The 15,753-nt window shown below is 67.7% G+C and carries 9 protein-coding genes; all 9 read left to right on the top strand.

Annotated features, from left to right (window positions below; translation table 11 throughout):
* Positions 1–63 precede the first annotated feature (63 nt).
* The 9 genes from araB (at position 64) to ACZ1DY_RS23950 (ending at position 15,710) form a co-directional block, all read left to right on the top strand.
* Positions 64–1,737 carry a ribulokinase gene (gene araB / locus ACZ1DY_RS23990; RefSeq protein WP_465480910.1) on the top strand — a complete coding sequence of 558 codons (1,674 nt, stop codon included), beginning with the start codon at positions 64–66 and terminating at the stop codon, positions 1,735–1,737.
* Complete coding sequence (locus ACZ1DY_RS23985; RefSeq protein WP_126735004.1) at positions 1,734–2,420, top strand: L-ribulose-5-phosphate 4-epimerase; 687 nt, start codon at positions 1,734–1,736, stop codon at positions 2,418–2,420. The genes araB and ACZ1DY_RS23985 overlap by 4 nt, the downstream gene beginning before the upstream one ends.
* Positions 2,417–3,922, top strand: coding sequence for an L-arabinose isomerase (gene araA / locus ACZ1DY_RS23980; RefSeq protein ID WP_465480909.1), 1,506 nt, complete (start codon positions 2,417–2,419; stop codon positions 3,920–3,922). The genes ACZ1DY_RS23985 and araA overlap by 4 nt, the downstream gene beginning before the upstream one ends.
* A 26-nt stretch (positions 3,923–3,948) precedes the next feature.
* Positions 3,949–5,076: a multiple monosaccharide ABC transporter substrate-binding protein gene (gene chvE, locus ACZ1DY_RS23975; protein WP_126735006.1), complete on the top strand. Its 1,128-nt coding sequence runs from the start codon at positions 3,949–3,951 to the stop codon at positions 5,074–5,076.
* A gap of 4 nt (positions 5,077–5,080) precedes the next feature.
* Positions 5,081–6,604 (top strand): multiple monosaccharide ABC transporter ATP-binding protein, encoded by a 1,524-nt coding sequence (mmsA, locus tag ACZ1DY_RS23970; protein WP_465480908.1) that lies wholly within the window; start codon positions 5,081–5,083, stop codon positions 6,602–6,604.
* Positions 6,605–6,607: 3 nt separating this feature from the next.
* Positions 6,608–7,855 (top strand): multiple monosaccharide ABC transporter permease, encoded by a 1,248-nt coding sequence (mmsB, locus tag ACZ1DY_RS23965; protein ID WP_465480907.1) that lies wholly within the window; start codon positions 6,608–6,610, stop codon positions 7,853–7,855.
* 103 nt (positions 7,856–7,958) lie between these two features.
* A complete protein-coding gene (locus ACZ1DY_RS23960; RefSeq protein ID WP_465480906.1) occupies positions 7,959–10,493 on the top strand; it encodes an alpha-L-arabinofuranosidase C-terminal domain-containing protein in 2,535 nt (844 codons plus the stop codon).
* A 2-nt stretch (positions 10,494–10,495) separates the two neighbouring features.
* Positions 10,496–11,953: a family 43 glycosylhydrolase gene (locus ACZ1DY_RS23955; protein WP_465480905.1), complete on the top strand. Its 1,458-nt coding sequence runs from the start codon at positions 10,496–10,498 to the stop codon at positions 11,951–11,953.
* A gap of 22 nt (positions 11,954–11,975) precedes the next feature.
* Complete coding sequence (locus ACZ1DY_RS23950) at positions 11,976–15,710, top strand: glycoside hydrolase family 2 TIM barrel-domain containing protein (RefSeq protein ID WP_465480904.1); 3,735 nt, start codon at positions 11,976–11,978, stop codon at positions 15,708–15,710.
* Positions 15,711–15,753 lie beyond the last annotated feature (43 nt).

Here is a 15,753-nt window from a genome sequence, read left to right as displayed (position 1 = left end):
TTCAAACACGCGTGATCGTGGTTTCCGACCAGAAATGTGAACGTTAACAATGCGGGAGAAGAAGTGAGTACAGGGGAGCCGCTGGTCGTCGGCGTCGACTTCGGGACGCTGTCCGGCCGGGCCGTCGTGGTCCGCGTCCGTGACGGCGCGGAACTGGGCAGCGCGGTTTCGGAGTACCGGCACGGCGTGATCGACCGGATCCTGCCCGAGACCGGGCACGGTCTGCCGCCGGACTGGGCGCTGCAGGTGCCGTCGGATTACGTCGACGTCCTCCGCACCGCCGTGCCGGAAGCCGTCCGGGCCGCCGGCGCCGATCCCGCCGACGTGATCGGCATCGGCACCGACTTCACCGCGTGCACGATGGTGCCGGCCACGGCCGAGGGCACGCCACTGTGCGAACTGCCCGAGTTCGCCGGGAATCCGCACGCCTACGTGAAGCTGTGGCGGCACCATTCCGCGCAGCCGCAGGCGGACCGGATCAACGCGCTGGCGCGCAAGCGCGGCGAGTCCTGGCTCCCGCGCTATGGCGGGCTGATCTCCTCGGAGTGGGAGTTCGCCAAGGCGCTTGAGGTCTTCGAAGAGGCGCCCGAGGTCTACGGCCGGATGCGGCACTGGGTCGAACTCGCCGACTGGATCGTCTGGCAGCTCACCGGGACCTACGTCCGCAACGCGTGCACCGCCGGCTACAAGGGCATTCTCCAGGACGGCCACTACCCGAGCGCCGAGTTCCTGGAAGAGCTCGCGCCCGGCTTCGGGTCCTTTGTGGACGACAAACTCGTCCATCCCCTGGGCGCTCTCGGCGCCAAGGCGGGAAGCCTCAGCGCCCAGGCGGCGGAATGGACCGGGCTCCCGGAAGGGATCGCGGTCGCCGTTGGCAACGTCGACGCGCATGTCACCGCGCCCGCCGTCCAAGCCGTGGAGCCTGGCCAGATGGTCGCGATCATGGGCACGTCCACCTGTCACGTGATGAACGGTGCCGAACTGCGCGAAGTGCCGGGCATGTGCGGCGTCGTCGACGGCGGGATCGTGTCCGGGAAGTGGGGATACGAGGCCGGGCAGAGCGGGGTCGGGGACATCTTCGCGTGGTTCGTCGAACACGGCGTCCCGCCGTCCTATGTGGACGACGCCAGGGAGGCGGGGATCTCCGTCCACGAACTGCTCACCCGGCTCGCCGCGACGCAGGAGATCGGCGAACACGGTCTCGTCGCGCTCGACTGGCACAGCGGGAACCGGTCGGTGCTGGTCGACCACGAACTGTCCGGCGTCGTCGTCGGGCAGACGCTCGCGACCCGCGCCGAGGACACCTACCGCGCACTGCTGGAAGCGACCGCGTTCGGCACCAGGACGATCATCGAGACCTTCGACCGCGCCGGGGTGCCGGTCACCGAACTGATCGTCGCCGGCGGCCTGGTCAAGAACCCGCTGCTGATGCAGATCTACGCCGACGTCACGAACCTGCCGCTTTCCGTGGCGGGCTCGGCGCAGAGTCCCGCGCTGGGCTCGGCGATCCACGCCGCCGTCGCCGCCGGAGCGCACGCCGACGTCCCGGCCGCCGCGCTCGCGATGGGCTCGGTCCGCCGGGCGGTTCACCGGCCGATCCCCGAGAACGTCAAGGCCTACAACGACCTTTACGCCGAGTACGCCGCGCTGCACGACTACTTCGGCCGCGGGGCGAACGACGTCATGCACCGGCTCGCCGCCCGCCGCCGCGCCGTCAGGAAAGGACAGCACCGATGAGCCTCGCCGTGGAGATCACGGACACCTTCGAAGAACTGCGGGAGACCGTCGCGCGGCTGCACAGCGAGCTGACCCGCTACGAACTGGTCATCTGGACCGCGGGCAACGTCTCGGCGCGCGTCCCCGGACACGACCTGATGGTGATCAAACCGTCCGGGGTGTCCTACGGCGACCTGACCGCCGACACGATGGTCGTCACCGACCTGTACGGCGAAGTCGTCCACGGTGACCTGGCGCCGTCCTCGGACACCGCCGCGCACGCCTACGTCTACCGGCACATGCCCGAGGTCGGCGGAGTCGTCCACACGCATTCGACGTATGCCACCGCGTGGGCGGCGCGCGGGGAGCCCATCCCGTGCGTGCTCACGATGATCGCGGACGAGTTCGGCGGCGAGATCCCGGTCGGACCGTTCGCGCTGATCGGCGACGACTCGATCGGCCGGGGCATCGTCGAGACGCTGCGGTCCAGCCGCTCGCCCGCGGTGCTGATGCGCAACCACGGCCCGTTCACCGTCGGCCGCACCGCACGGGACGCGGTCAAGGCCGCGGTGATGGTCGAGGACGTCGCGAAGACCGTCCACATCGCTTCCGCGCTGGGAACCCCGGAACCACTGTCCGAACAGGACGTGGACCGGCTCTACGCGCGCTACCAGAACGTCTACGGCCAGCAGGGAGAGAAGTGAGCACACAGCGGAAGACCGAGGTCTGGTTCCTCACCGGGAGCCAGGCGCTGTACGGCGAGGAAACCCTCGAACAGGTCGCGGGCCAGTCGTTGCAGATCCAGCGGATGCTGGCCGACACCGGCCGCATCTCGGCCGGGATCGTCGCGAAGCCGGTGCTGACCGAGCTGTCGGCGATCCGGCGCGTGATGCTCGAGGCGAACGCAGACGACGCCTGTGTCGGCGTGATCGCGTGGATGCACACGTTCTCGCCGGCGAAGATGTGGATCACGGGGCTCGACGCGCTGCGGAAACCCCTGCTGCATCTGCACACCCAGCTCAACGAGGCGTTGCCGTGGCAGTCCATCGACATGGACTTCATGAACCTGAACCAGGCCGCGCACGGCGACCGCGAGTTCGGCTACATCCAGACCCGGCTCGGGGTGCCGCGCAAGACCATCGCCGGGCACGCGGCGGATCCGTCGGTCGCCGACCGGATCGACGCGTGGGTCCGTGCGGCGGTCGGCCGCCAGACGATCGGCTCGCTCAAGCTCGCGCGGTTCGGTGACAACATGCGCGACGTCGCGGTCACCGACGGGGACAAGGTCGAGGCGGAGCTGAAGTTCGGCGTCTCGGTGAACACCTACGGCGTCAACGAACTGGTCGCGCTGGTCGACGCGGTGCCCGACACCGAGGTCGACACGCTCGTCGAGGAATACGCCGACACGTACGTGCTCGCGCCGGAGCTCGCCAAGGCGGGGGAGCGGCACGAGTCGCTGCGCTACGCCGCCCGGATCGAGAAGGGGCTCCGCACGTTCCTGACCGACGGCGGGTTCGGCGCGTTCACCACGAACTTCGAGGACCTCGGCGGCCTGCGGCAACTCCCGGGTCTCGCGGTGCAGCGGCTGATGGCCGATGGCTACGGCTTCGGCGGCGAGGGGGACTGGAAGACGTCCGCGCTGCTGACCGCGGTGAAGGCGATGGGCCGCGACTCCGAGCGGGGAACGTCCTTCATGGAGGACTACACCTACCACTTCGGGCCCGGCGAACCGAAGATCCTCGGCGCGCACATGCTCGAGGTCTGTCCGAGCATCGCCGCCGCCAAACCTTCGTGCGAGATCCACCCCCTCGGGATCGGTGGCCGCGAGGATCCCGTCCGGCTGGTGTTCGACGCCGCCGCGGGTGACGCCGTCGTGATCGGCCTCGCCGACCTCGGCGACCGATTCCGCTTGGTGGCCAACGAAGTCGAGGTCGTCGCTCCGGACGAGCCGCTGCCGAATCTGCCGGTCGCGCGCGCGGTGTGGAAGCCGGCGCCTTCGCTGGCGACGTCCGCCGAAGCGTGGATCACCGCGGGCGGGCCGCACCACACGGTGCTCACGCAGGCCGTCGGCGCCGAAACGATCCGGGATTTCGCCACCATGCTCGACGTCGAACTGCTGGTGATCGACCAGACCACGACCCCTGCCTCGATCGCCGACCGGATGCGCTGGAACCAGGCCTACTACCGGCTCGCACAAGGATTCTGATCGGTCCCCACCGGAGAGAAGGAACAATGAAGTTCACGAAACTGGCCACACTGGCCGTGGCGGTCGGCCTCGGTGCCGCGCTCACGGCCTGCGGTTCGAGTGAGAAGACCGTCGATCAGCAGGCGGCCACGAGCGGTGCCGCGGGCGGCCTGGTCGGCGTCACCATGCCGACCAAATCGTCGGAGCGCTGGATCCACGACGGCGACAACATCAAGGCGGCGCTGGAGAAGCTGGGCTACCAGGTCGACCTGCAGTACGCCGAGGACGACATCCCCACCCAGGTGAACCAGATCGAGAACCAGATCACCAAGGGCGCGAAGCTGCTCGTGATCGCCTCGATCGACGGCACCGCGATCACCACCCAGCTGCAGGAGGCCGCGGACAAGAAGATCCCGGTCATCGCCTACGACCGGCTGATCCGCAACACCCCGAACGTCGACTACTACGCGACCTTCGACAACTTCAAGGTCGGCGTGCAGCAGGCGACATCGCTACTCACGGGGCTCAAGGTGCTCAAGGAGGACGGTTCGCCCGGTGAGGGCAAGGGACCGTTCAACGTCGAACTCTTCGCCGGTTCGCCGGACGACAACAACGCGACGTTCTTCTTCAACGGCGCCATGTCGGTGCTGAAGCCGTACCTCGACAACGGGACGCTGGTCGTCAAGAGCGGCCAGACCGCGTTCAACGTGGCGGCGATCCTGCGCTGGCAGGCGGCGACCGCGCAGCGGCGGATGGAAGACCTGCTGACCAAGACCTACAGCTCCGGCGACAAGGTGCAGGGCGTGCTCTCGCCGTACGACGGGCTCTCGATCGGCATCCTCTCGGCGCTGAAGAGCAACGGCTACGGCACCCCGGGCCAGCCGTACCCCGTGGTCACCGGCCAGGACGCCGAGGTCGCGTCGGTGAAGTCGATCATCGCGAACGAGCAGTACTCGACGATCTTCAAGGACACCCGCAAACTCGCCGAGACCACGGTCAAGATGGCCGACGCGGTGCTCAAGGGCGGCAAGGCCGAGACCAACAACACCACCGACTACAACAACGGCCAGAAGGTCGTCCCGGCGTTCCTGCTGGAATCGGTGATCCTCAACAAGGGCAACTACCAGAAGGAACTCATCGACTCGGGCTACTACAAAGCGGAACAGCTGAGGTAGCGACGTGACCGACGAAATCCTTCGGATGCGGGGGATCACCAAGACCTTCCCCGGCGTCAAGGCGCTGCAGGACGTCAACCTGTCGGTGCGCCGGGGAGAGATCCACGCGATCTGCGGCGAGAACGGCGCGGGCAAGTCCACGCTGATGAAGGTGCTCTCGGGCGTCTACGCGCACGGCTCGTACGACGGCGAGATCGTCTTCGACGGCGAGCCGTGCGCGTTCTCCGCGATCCGCGACAGCGAACGCCGCGGGATCGTGATCATCCACCAGGAACTCGCGCTGTGTCAGCAGCTGTCCATCGCGGAGAACATCTTCCTCGGCAACGAGAAGGCGCGCGGCGGGCTGATCGACTGGAACCGGACCAACTCCGAGGCCGGCGAGCTGCTGCGGCGCGTCGGCCTGCGGGAGAACCCGGTGACGCCGGTACTCGACATCGGTGTGGGCAAACAGCAGCTGGTGGAGATCGCCAAGGCACTGTCCAAAGAGGTCAAACTGCTGATCCTGGACGAGCCGACGGCGGCGCTGAACGACGACGATTCGGCGCATCTGCTCGAACTGCTGCGCGGTCTCCGCGACGACGGCGTCACCTGCGTCCTGATCTCGCACAAGCTCAACGAGATCGCCGCGATCGCCGACTCGATCACCATCCTGCGGGACGGCAGGACGATCGAGACGCTCGACGCGGCAGCGGTCACCGAGGACCGGATCATCGCCGGGATGGTCGGCCGGAAGCTGGAGAACCGGTTCCCGCCGAGGGAACCGCGGATCGGTGACGAGGTCCTCCGGATCGAGGACTGGACCGTGCACAGCCCCACACAACACGGCCGGGTCGTCGTCGACGGCGCGAACCTGACGTTGCGGCGCGGCGAGATCGTCGGGCTGGCGGGACTGATGGGTGCCGGGCGGACCGAGCTCGCGATGAGCGTGTTCGGCCGCTCGTACGGCAAGGACATCTCCGGTCGTCTGGTCAAGGACGGCAAGGAGATCGAAGTGCGAACGGTCGGCGACGCCGTCGCCAACGGGATCGCGTACGCCACCGAGGACCGTAAACGCTACGGGCTCAACCTCATCGAGGACATCCAGCGCAACATCTCCGGCGCGGCGCTGGGCAAACTCGCCCGGCGCGGCTGGGTGGACGAGAACGAAGAACATCGTGTCGCGGAGGAATTCCGCAAGAGCATGAACATCAAGGCACCGGACGTGCGCAGCGTGACCGGCACGCTCTCCGGCGGCAACCAGCAGAAGGTCGTGCTGTCCAAATGGATCCTCACCGATCCGGACGTGCTGATCCTCGACGAGCCCACCCGCGGCATCGACGTCGGCGCGAAGTACGAGATCTACACGATCGTCAACCGGCTCGCCGACGAGGGGAAGGCCGTCCTGGTCATCTCCTCCGAGCTGCCGGAGCTGCTCGGTCTGTGCGACCGGATCTACACGCTGTCGGCGGGCCGGATCACCGGTGAGGTCGGCCGGGCCGAGGCCACCCAAGAGGTCCTCATGCGGGCGATGACCAGGGAACAGGAGTAAGACATGAGCACCGCCTCCGCCGACACCGTCACCGGTGTCGGTGACCAGCAGGGAGCCGCGCCGACCAGGGCGCCGCGCCGGATCTCGTTCAACCCGCGCGAGAGCGGCATCTACGTCGCGTTCGCGCTGATCGTCGTGTTGTTCTCGATCCTCACCGGCGGCGCGCTGCTGGAACCGCAGAACATCTCGAACCTGATCGTGCAGAACTCGTACGTGCTGATCCTCGCGATCGGCATGATCCTGATCATCATCGCCGGGCACATCGACCTGTCGGTGGGTTCCGTGGTGGCGCTGACCGGCGCGATCTCGGCCGTGCTGATGGTGAACATGGGTATGGCGTGGCCGCTCGCGCTGCTCATCACGCTCGCCGTCGGCGCGGTGATCGGGGCATGGCAAGGGTATTGGGTCGCCTACTTCGGCATTCCGGCGTTCATCGTGACGCTGGCTGGGATGCTGATCTTCCGCGCGCTGACGCTCACCGTGCTCGGGAACCAGGGCATCGGCCCGTTCCCGGACGAGGTGCGGACGCTGGCGAACGGGTTCACCGGCGGCTACCTCGGCAACATCGGGCTCGGTCCGCTCGGCGGCGCCGACGTGGTCAGCCTGCTGGTGGGCGCCCTGGCCATCGCGGGCGCGGTCGTGTCGCGGTGGCGCAAGCGGACGGCGCGGCTGAACTACCTGCAGGAGGTGGACCCGCTGCCGATGTTCCTGCTGAAGATCGTCGCGGCGGCCGCCGTCGTGCTGTTCGTGGTGGTGCAGCTGGCGCGGTACAAGAACCTGCCGTGGGTGCTGATCCTGCTGTCCGTGCTGGTGATCGGCTACTCGCTGGTGACGACGCGGGCGGTGTTCGGCCGCCACATCTACGCCATCGGCGGGAACCTCCAGGCCGCGACGTTGTCCGGCGTGAAGGTCAAGTCCGTGACGTTCTGGATCTTCGTCAACATGGGCGTGCTGTCGGCCCTGGCGGGGATCATCGTGGCCGGACGGCTCAACCAGGCCGGGCCGACCGCGGGCAACATGTTCGAACTCGACGCGATCGCCGCGGCGTTCATCGGCGGCGCCGCGGTGCAGGGCGGGGTCGGCAAGGTGGTCGGCGCGATCACCGGCGGCCTGATCATGGGCGTGATCAACAACGGTATGTCCCTCATCGGCGCGCCGACCGAGAGCGTGAACCTGGTCAAGGGTTTCGTGCTGCTCGCCGCCGTCGCCTACGACATCTGGACGAAACGGCGGGCCCGGACCGCCGCCTGACGTCGTGAGTGGCGATTCGGGTTCTAACCCGAATCGCCACTCACGACCAACTTGACCGACGCCTCACCCCCGGTTTCCTCGCAACGTCGCGAAAGGAAGTGCTGTGCGCAGCAGGTCAACCCGGATCAGTGTGCTGTCCCTGACCATTGCCGCCGGTGTCCTCGTGCCCGTCCAGACCGCTTCGGGCCAGACACCGACGACCGACTACAGCCTCGCCGTGGACGCGGCGGGACGTGGTGCCACGATCGACCGTTCGATGTACGGCGTCTTCTTCGAGGACATCAACCGCGCGGCGGACGGCGGGCTGTACGCCGAACTCGTGCAGAACCGGTCCTTCGAGTACGACAAGGCCGACAACGCGTCGTACACGCCGCTGGCTTCGTGGACGCCCACGTCGCTCAACGGCGGAACCGGCACGGCGACGGTGGCCGACGACGACCGGCGGCTCAACGAGCGGAACCGCCGCTACCTCAAACTCGACCTCGCCGGCGGTGAGTACGGCGTCGCGAACTCCGGTTACAACTCGGGCATCCGGGTCGAGAAGGGCAAGCAGTACGACTTCTCGGTGTTCGCACGGACAGATCGCGCGGCGGGCACCCCGCTCACGGCCGCCGTCACCGATCCGGCGGGCAAGGCGCTCGCCGATCCCTTGCGGGTGCAGGTCCGCGGCGACGGCTGGGTGAAGTACACCGGCGCCTTCCGCGCGCGGGAGTCGAGCGCGCTGGGCAGGCTCGCGCTGACCGCGTCCGGCGGTGGCACGCTGCGGCTGGACATGGTGTCGCTGTTCCCGCGCGACACCTACAAGAACCGGCCCAACGGCATGCGGACCGACCTCGCGGAGAAGATCGCCGCGCTCAAGCCCGGATTCGTCCGCTTCCCCGGCGGCTGCCTGGTCAACACCGGCAGCCACCAGGGCTACGAGGCGCCGAACTGGGAGCGGAAGCGTTCATACCAGTGGAAGGACACGATCGGCCCGGTCGAGCAGCGGGCCACGAACGCGAATTTCTGGGGCTACAACCAGTCCTATGGCATCGGTTACTACGAATACTTCCAGTTCTCCGAGGACATCGGCGCGATGCCGCTGCCCGTGGTGCCGGCGCTGGTCACCGGCTGCGGGCAGAACAAGGCGACCGACGACCCGGCGCTGCTGAGGCGGCACATCCAGGACACCCTCGACCTGATCGAGTTCGCGAACGGCCCGGTCACCTCGCCCTGGGGCAAGAAGCGGGCCGAGATGGGGCATCCGGCGCCGTTCAACCTGACGCATGTCGGCGTCGGCAACGAAGAGAACCTGCCGGACGAGTTCATCGCCCGCTTCACCGAATTCCGCAAGGCGATCGCGGCGAAGTACCCGGGGATCACGGTGATCAGCAACTCGGGACCGGACGACACCGGCACGACGTTCGACCGGCTGTGGGACCTGAACCGGAACGCGAAGGTCTCGATGGTCGACGAGCATTACTACAACAGCCCGCAGTGGTTCCTGCAGAACAACCAGCGCTACGACACCTACGACCGCAACGGCCCGAAGGTGTTCCTCGGCGAGTACGCGTCGCTGGACAACAAGTTCGGCAACGCGCTGGCCGAAGCCGCGTACATGACCGGGCTGGAGCGGAACGCCGACGTCGTCAAGCTCGCGTCGTACGCGCCGCTACTGGCGAACACCGATTACGTGCAATGGAAACCGGACATGATCTGGTTCGACAACCAGCACTCGTGGGGTTCGGCCAGCTACGAGACGCAGAAGCTGTTCATGACCAACGTGGGTGACCACGTCGTCCCGAGCAAGGCGTCGGCCACGCCCGCCACCGTCGCGCCGATCTCGGGCGCGATCGGACTGTCCACCTGGGCGACGAGCGCGGCCTACGACGACGTCAAGGTCACGTCGGCCGACGGGGCGCAGCTGTTCTCGGACGACTTCTCCGGTAACGACTCACGCTGGTCGAAGGTGGCCGGACGAGGCTCCTGGGCGGTGTCGAACGGGGCCTACGTCCAGTCGGATCAGGCCGCCGAGAACACCTTGGTGACCGCGGGTGATCCCTCGTGGAGCAACTACGACTTCTCGGTGAAGGCGACCAAGACCGGCGGCAGGGAAGGCTTCCTGGTCGCGTTCGGGGTCAAGGACACCGGCAACAACTACTGGTGGAACCTCGGCGGCTGGAACAACACCGTCTCCGCCGTCGAGAAGACCGAAGGCGGGGGCAAAACGACCCTGCTCCAGAACGACACCAAGATCGAGACCGGCAAGCAGTACGACCTTCGGGTCGAGGTGCGGGGCCGTCAGGTGACGCTGTTCCTCGACGGGCAGAAATGGGGCTCGTTCACCGACGACAAGGTCGCCGAACCCTTCCGCCAGGTCGTCACCCGCGACGTCAAGACCGGTGAACTCGTGGTCAAGGTGGTCAACGCCCAGACGTCGGCCGCCCGGACCCGAGTCGATCTCGGCACCCGTGTCCAGCCGGGTTCCACCGCCCGCGTGACGACGCTCCAGGGCTCGCCGGACGACGTCAACACCGCTTTCGCCACGCCGATCGCACCGCGGGAGTCGCGGTTCTCCGGGGTGTCGAACGGCTTCACCTACACGTTCCCGCCGAACTCCGTGACCTTCCTGCGGTTCCCGGCCCGAGTGAGGGGATGACCATGACCATCGACCGTCGTGACCTGTTCAAAGCCGGAGGCGGGCTCTTGGCCGTCACCGCCGTCGGCAGCCTGGTGCCGGGTACGGCCCAAGCCGCCGAGGCCGCTCCCGCGTCGCTGACCACCCGGAACCCGCTGGTCGAACAGCGGGCCGACCCGTTCATCACCCGGCCGGTGAACGGGATGTACTACCTGACCGGTTCGGTGCCCGAGTACGACCGCATCGTCGTGCGCGGCGCCGCCACGATCGATGGCCTGGCCACCGCCAGGGAGACGACGATCTGGCGTCGTCCGTCGTCCGGGAAGATGGGCGGCCACATCTGGGCGCCGGAACTGCACCGGATCGACGGGCGCTGGTACGTCTACTTCGCCGCCGGTGACTCCGACGACGTATTCCGCATCCGGACCTACGTGCTGGAGTCCACTTCGGACGATCCGCGGGCGGACACGTGGGTGCTGCGCGGGCAGATGGTGACCAAATGGGACACCTTCACCCTCGATTCGACGACGTTCGAGCATCGAGGCAAACGCTACTTCGCCTGGGCGCAGAGCGAACCCGGGATCGCGACGAACAGCAACCTGTACCTCGCCGAGATGGCCTCGCCGCTGGCCCTCAAGGGTGATCCCGTCCGGCTCGCGGTGCCGACCCTGCCCTGGGAGATCCAGGGCTTCAAGGTCAACGAGGGGCCGGCGGTGCTCATCCGCAACGGGCGGGTGTTCATGACCTACTCGGCGAGTGCCACGGACGCCCGGTACTGCATGGGCCTGCTGACCGCGGACGAACGTTCGGACCTGCTCGACCCGCGGTCGTGGACGAAGTCACCGCAGCCGGTGTTCACCACGAACGAGGCCACCCGGCAGTACGGGCCGGGGCACAACTCGTTCACCGTCGCCGAGGACGGCTCGGACGTGCTCGTGTACCACGCCCGCGACTACCGCGACATCACCGGCGACCCGTTGTACGACCCTAACCGGCACACCCGGGTGCAGCGGTTGTACTGGAACGACGACGGGACACCGAGTTTCGGTGTGCCGGTGGGCAAGGGTGGCCCCTGCGTCCGTCTGTCCCCGTTGGACGATCCGGCGTTGTACGTGCGGCACTACGAGTACCGGCTGACCGCCGACGGCAACGTTCGCGAGCTCGCCGATTCGCAGTTCCGCATCGTCGCGGGGTTCCGAGGAGCGGGCACCGTCGCGCTGCAGTCGGTGAACTTCCCGGACCGGTACGTCCGGGTCGTGGACGCGACGACCGTGCGGATCGACCCGTACGACGAGAGCGACGCGTACGGCCGGGCGGCGAGTTTCACCCAGGTGCCGGGCCTTTCCGACCGGCTGGCGGTGTCGTTCCGCCTCCTGGGGGAACCTGCCACCTATTTGGCCCACGACAAGGGAAGGATCTTGGTCTTCCGTCCCGGTACCGCGGTGCGGGATCGTCAACGGGTCAGCTTCCGGCTCAGCTGAACTCTCTGGGAGGTTGAACGCAGTGCTGCGAACACGCCCCATCGTACTGGTCCTGGCGATGCTCGCCGGGACCCTCGTAGCGACCGTCACCCCGGCGGCCGCCGACGTCCAGTCCTATCTCGACGATCCACGCAAAGTCGCCGAAGGCCAGGAGCCACCGCACGCCTTCCTTCGCCCCTACGCCGACGTCTCCGCCGCGGCCCGCCGCGATGAACGCAGTCCGTACACCCAGTCGCTCGACGGCAAGTGGCGGATCGCGATGGCGGACAACCCGTCGCAGGTCCCGAAGGGATTCCACGAGGACGGCTACGACGCGTCGCGCTGGCGCGAGGTGTCCGTCCCGCACACCTGGCAGACGGACGGTCTGGACCACCCGATCTTCCGCAACATCGCCACCGAGATCCAGCCCGACGACCCGCCGCGCGTCCCGCGTGACGTCAACCCGACCGGCGCCTACGTCCGCGACTTCACCCTGCCTGCGGACTGGTCGGATCGCGAGACGTTCCTGCGCTTCGAGGGTGTCACGTCGGCGTACTTCGTCTGGGTCAACGGGAAGTACATCGGCTACGACCAGGGCGGCTACACGCCGGCGGAGTTCGACATCTCCTCCGCGCTGCGCCCTGGCCCGAACCGGATCGCCGTGCAGGTGCACCGCTGGAGCGCGGGTGCGTACCTGGAGGACGTCGACCAGTGGCGGTACTCGGGCATTTTCCGCTCGGTGACCCTGCATTCGGCGCCGCGGACGTTCATCCAGGACGTCGGACTGACGACGGACCTCGACTCGACGTACACCGACGCCACCCTCAAGGCCGTGGTCGAGGTCGCCACCAAGCCCGGCGGGACCACGGGCAAGCATCGTGCCGGACTGAGCCTGCGTGACGCGGCGGGCAAGGAAGTCGGGACCACGAGCGGGGAGGTCGACGCGGGTGGCAAGACCGCGTTGAGCCTGCCCGTCCGGAATCCGGCGAAGTGGACCGACGAGACGCCGAACCTGTATACGGCGGTGCTCACGTTGACCGCGCCCGACGGCCGCGTCACGCACATCACCAGCGAGACGGTCGGGTTCCGTGAGATCGAGATCCGCGACAAACAGTTGCTGGTCAACGGGAAACGGGTGCTGTTCAAGGGTGTCAACCGGGCGGAGACCGACCCCGACCACGGGAGGCACGTGCCCCGGCGCGCGCAGGAACGGGACGTCGCGCTGATGAAGCAGCTCAACGTCAACGCGGTCCGCACCTCGCACTATCCGTCTGATCCCTATTTCTACGAGCTGGCCGACCGGCACGGTCTCTGGATCGATGACGAGATCGACATCGAGACCCACAACCACGAGAACTGCGCGCGGTACTGCCAGGCGAACGACCCGGCCTGGCGGGACGCGTTCTTCGACCGCATGATCGGCATGGTCGAGCGGGACAAGAACCACCCGAGCGTCTTCCTGTGGGACACCGGCAACGAGGCAGGCCTCGGCGCGCACCACTTCGCGCTGGCGGAATGGCTGGACGCGAACGAACCGACGCGGCCGATCTACCACCAGTCGAACAGCCCGGACGGGGACGCGCCGTTCGCGGACGTGTGGGGGCCGCGGTATCCGTCTCCGGAGAAGTTCGAGGAGCAGGCGAAGAACACCACCAAGCCGCTGATCTTCGGCGAGTACGCCCACGCCATGGGCAACAGCCTCGGCAACTTCCGGGAGTTCTGGGACACGATCCGGGCGAATCCGCAGACCCAGGGCGGGTTCATCTGGGACTGGGCGGAGCAGAACATCCGGCAGCGCATCCGGATCACGCCCGATTCGTCGGGTAACGACATTTCGGCGCATCTCAGCGGGAAGCCGGAGCTGGTCGACGGTCATCGTGGCAAGGCGCTGGCGCTGTCCGGGCTGGACGATTTCGTCGAGGTCTACCGCGACCGGAAGCTCGACATCACCGGGAAGGCGCTGACCCTGGACGCCTGGGTGAAGCCGGGGAAGTGGACCGGCGATTTCCGCATCCTCGGCAAGGGCGACCACCAGTACGCGCTCAAGATGAAGACGCAGGACACGCTGGAGTTCTTCATCCACAGTGGAACGTGGCAGGCGGTGCAGGCGAAGGTGCCCGCCGATTTCTACGGCAACTGGCACCGGGTGAGCGGTACCTACGACGGAACCGCCCTGCGGCTCTTCCTCGACGGCAAGGAGATCGGGAGCAAACCGTTCACCGGCGCGATCGATTCGTCCTCGGCGGAGGTCAACATCGGCCGTGACTTCGAGACGTCGTGGAACGATCCGTCGAGTATCGGCTGGATGGGCCGCGGCGCCGTCGACGACGTCCGGATCTACGACAAGCCGCTGTCCGCCGCGGAGCTGTCCGGCTCCACTCCGGCCGGCGGTGCCGTCCTGGCGCTGGACTTCGACAGCGTCGCGGACCGGGGGAGCCACCTGTCCTACGGCTCCAGTCTGTCCGGTGTGGACGGTCTGATCGACTCGGATCGTTCGGCGCAGCCGGAGACCGCGCAGATGGCGTGGGCGCATCAGCCGCTCCGGTTCGCCTACTCGGGTGGTTCGTTGTCGGTGACCAACGAACGGCAGTTCAAGGGAACCGACGAGCTGAACCTGCGGTGGCGGATCCAGGAAGGCTCCCGGATCGTCGCCCGTGGCGAGCAGCCGTTGCGGGTCGGCGCCGGGACGACCGGACGGATCGCCGTACCCGTGCCGCCGAATCCCGCGGACCGGGAGCGGTTCCTCACCGTCGAGGCGGTGACGACCCAGGGCGAGCCGATGCTCGCGCGGGGACACGTCCTGGCACACGACCAGTTCTCTCTCGGCGGGATGCGGGTTCCGGGCCTGGACCGGTCGCCGCTCGACGGGAAGTCCGTCGGCGTCGTCGAGGACGCGGGTTCGGTGACGGCGTCGGCGGCCGGCGTCACGTACCGGGTGGACAAGGCCACCGGTGCGCTGGCGTCGATCCGGCACCAGGGCAAGGAACTGCTGACCGCCGGGCCGAAGCTCGACGCGTGGCGGGCCCCCATCAGCAATGAGACCTTCGCCTGGGGCAGGGCCGAGGGCGAGGACTGGCGCAAGGCGGGCCTGGACCGGTTGAAGACCACGGTCACCGGAGTGCGGGTCGAGAAGGACGGCTCGCAAAGCGTGCGGGTGATCGTCGACAGCCGGGTCGCGGCGCCGGACGTCGCGGGGGCGTGGTTCGACCAGACGATGACCTACACCGTCGACCGGACCGGGACCTTGAGCCTCGGCAACCGGGTGGTGCCGCAAGGGAGCGTGCGCACACTGCCGTATCTGCCCCGGATCGGTGTCTCGCTCGCGGTGCCGGACCGATACGACCGGTTCGCCTGGTATGGGCGAAAAGCCGAGAGTTACGTCGACCGGAAGGACGGGACGCCGATCGGCGTGCAGTCGAGCACGGTGGACCAGCAGTACGTCGAATACCACCGGCCGCAGGACCACGGTAACCACACCGACAGCCGGTGGGCGCTGCTCACCGACGGCCGGACCGGTGGCCTGCTGATCGGCGGCGCGAAGGACGTCAGCGTGACACCGTTCGACGATCTCGACCGGGCGGCGTATCCCTTCCAGTTGCAGCGCAACAAGGGCTGGTTCACCCTGCACGCGAGTCACGCGGTGACCGGCGTCGGTGACACGCCGAACCCGGTGCGGGAACGCAGCCAGGTCCAACCGGACAGCACGTACGAGTACACGCTGTCGCTCCGGCCGTTGACGCAGCAGGAAGCGCGGGCGGGGGTGCCGACTGGCGGCTGACCTTTTGCGCCTCGTGAGTGGTAAGGACGGTTCTAACCGTCCT

Source organism: Amycolatopsis sp. PSD-21, from assembly GCF_055561455.1.
The sequence above is the reverse complement of the archived record's forward strand: the minus strand, read 5'-3'. Positions and strand labels throughout refer to the sequence as shown.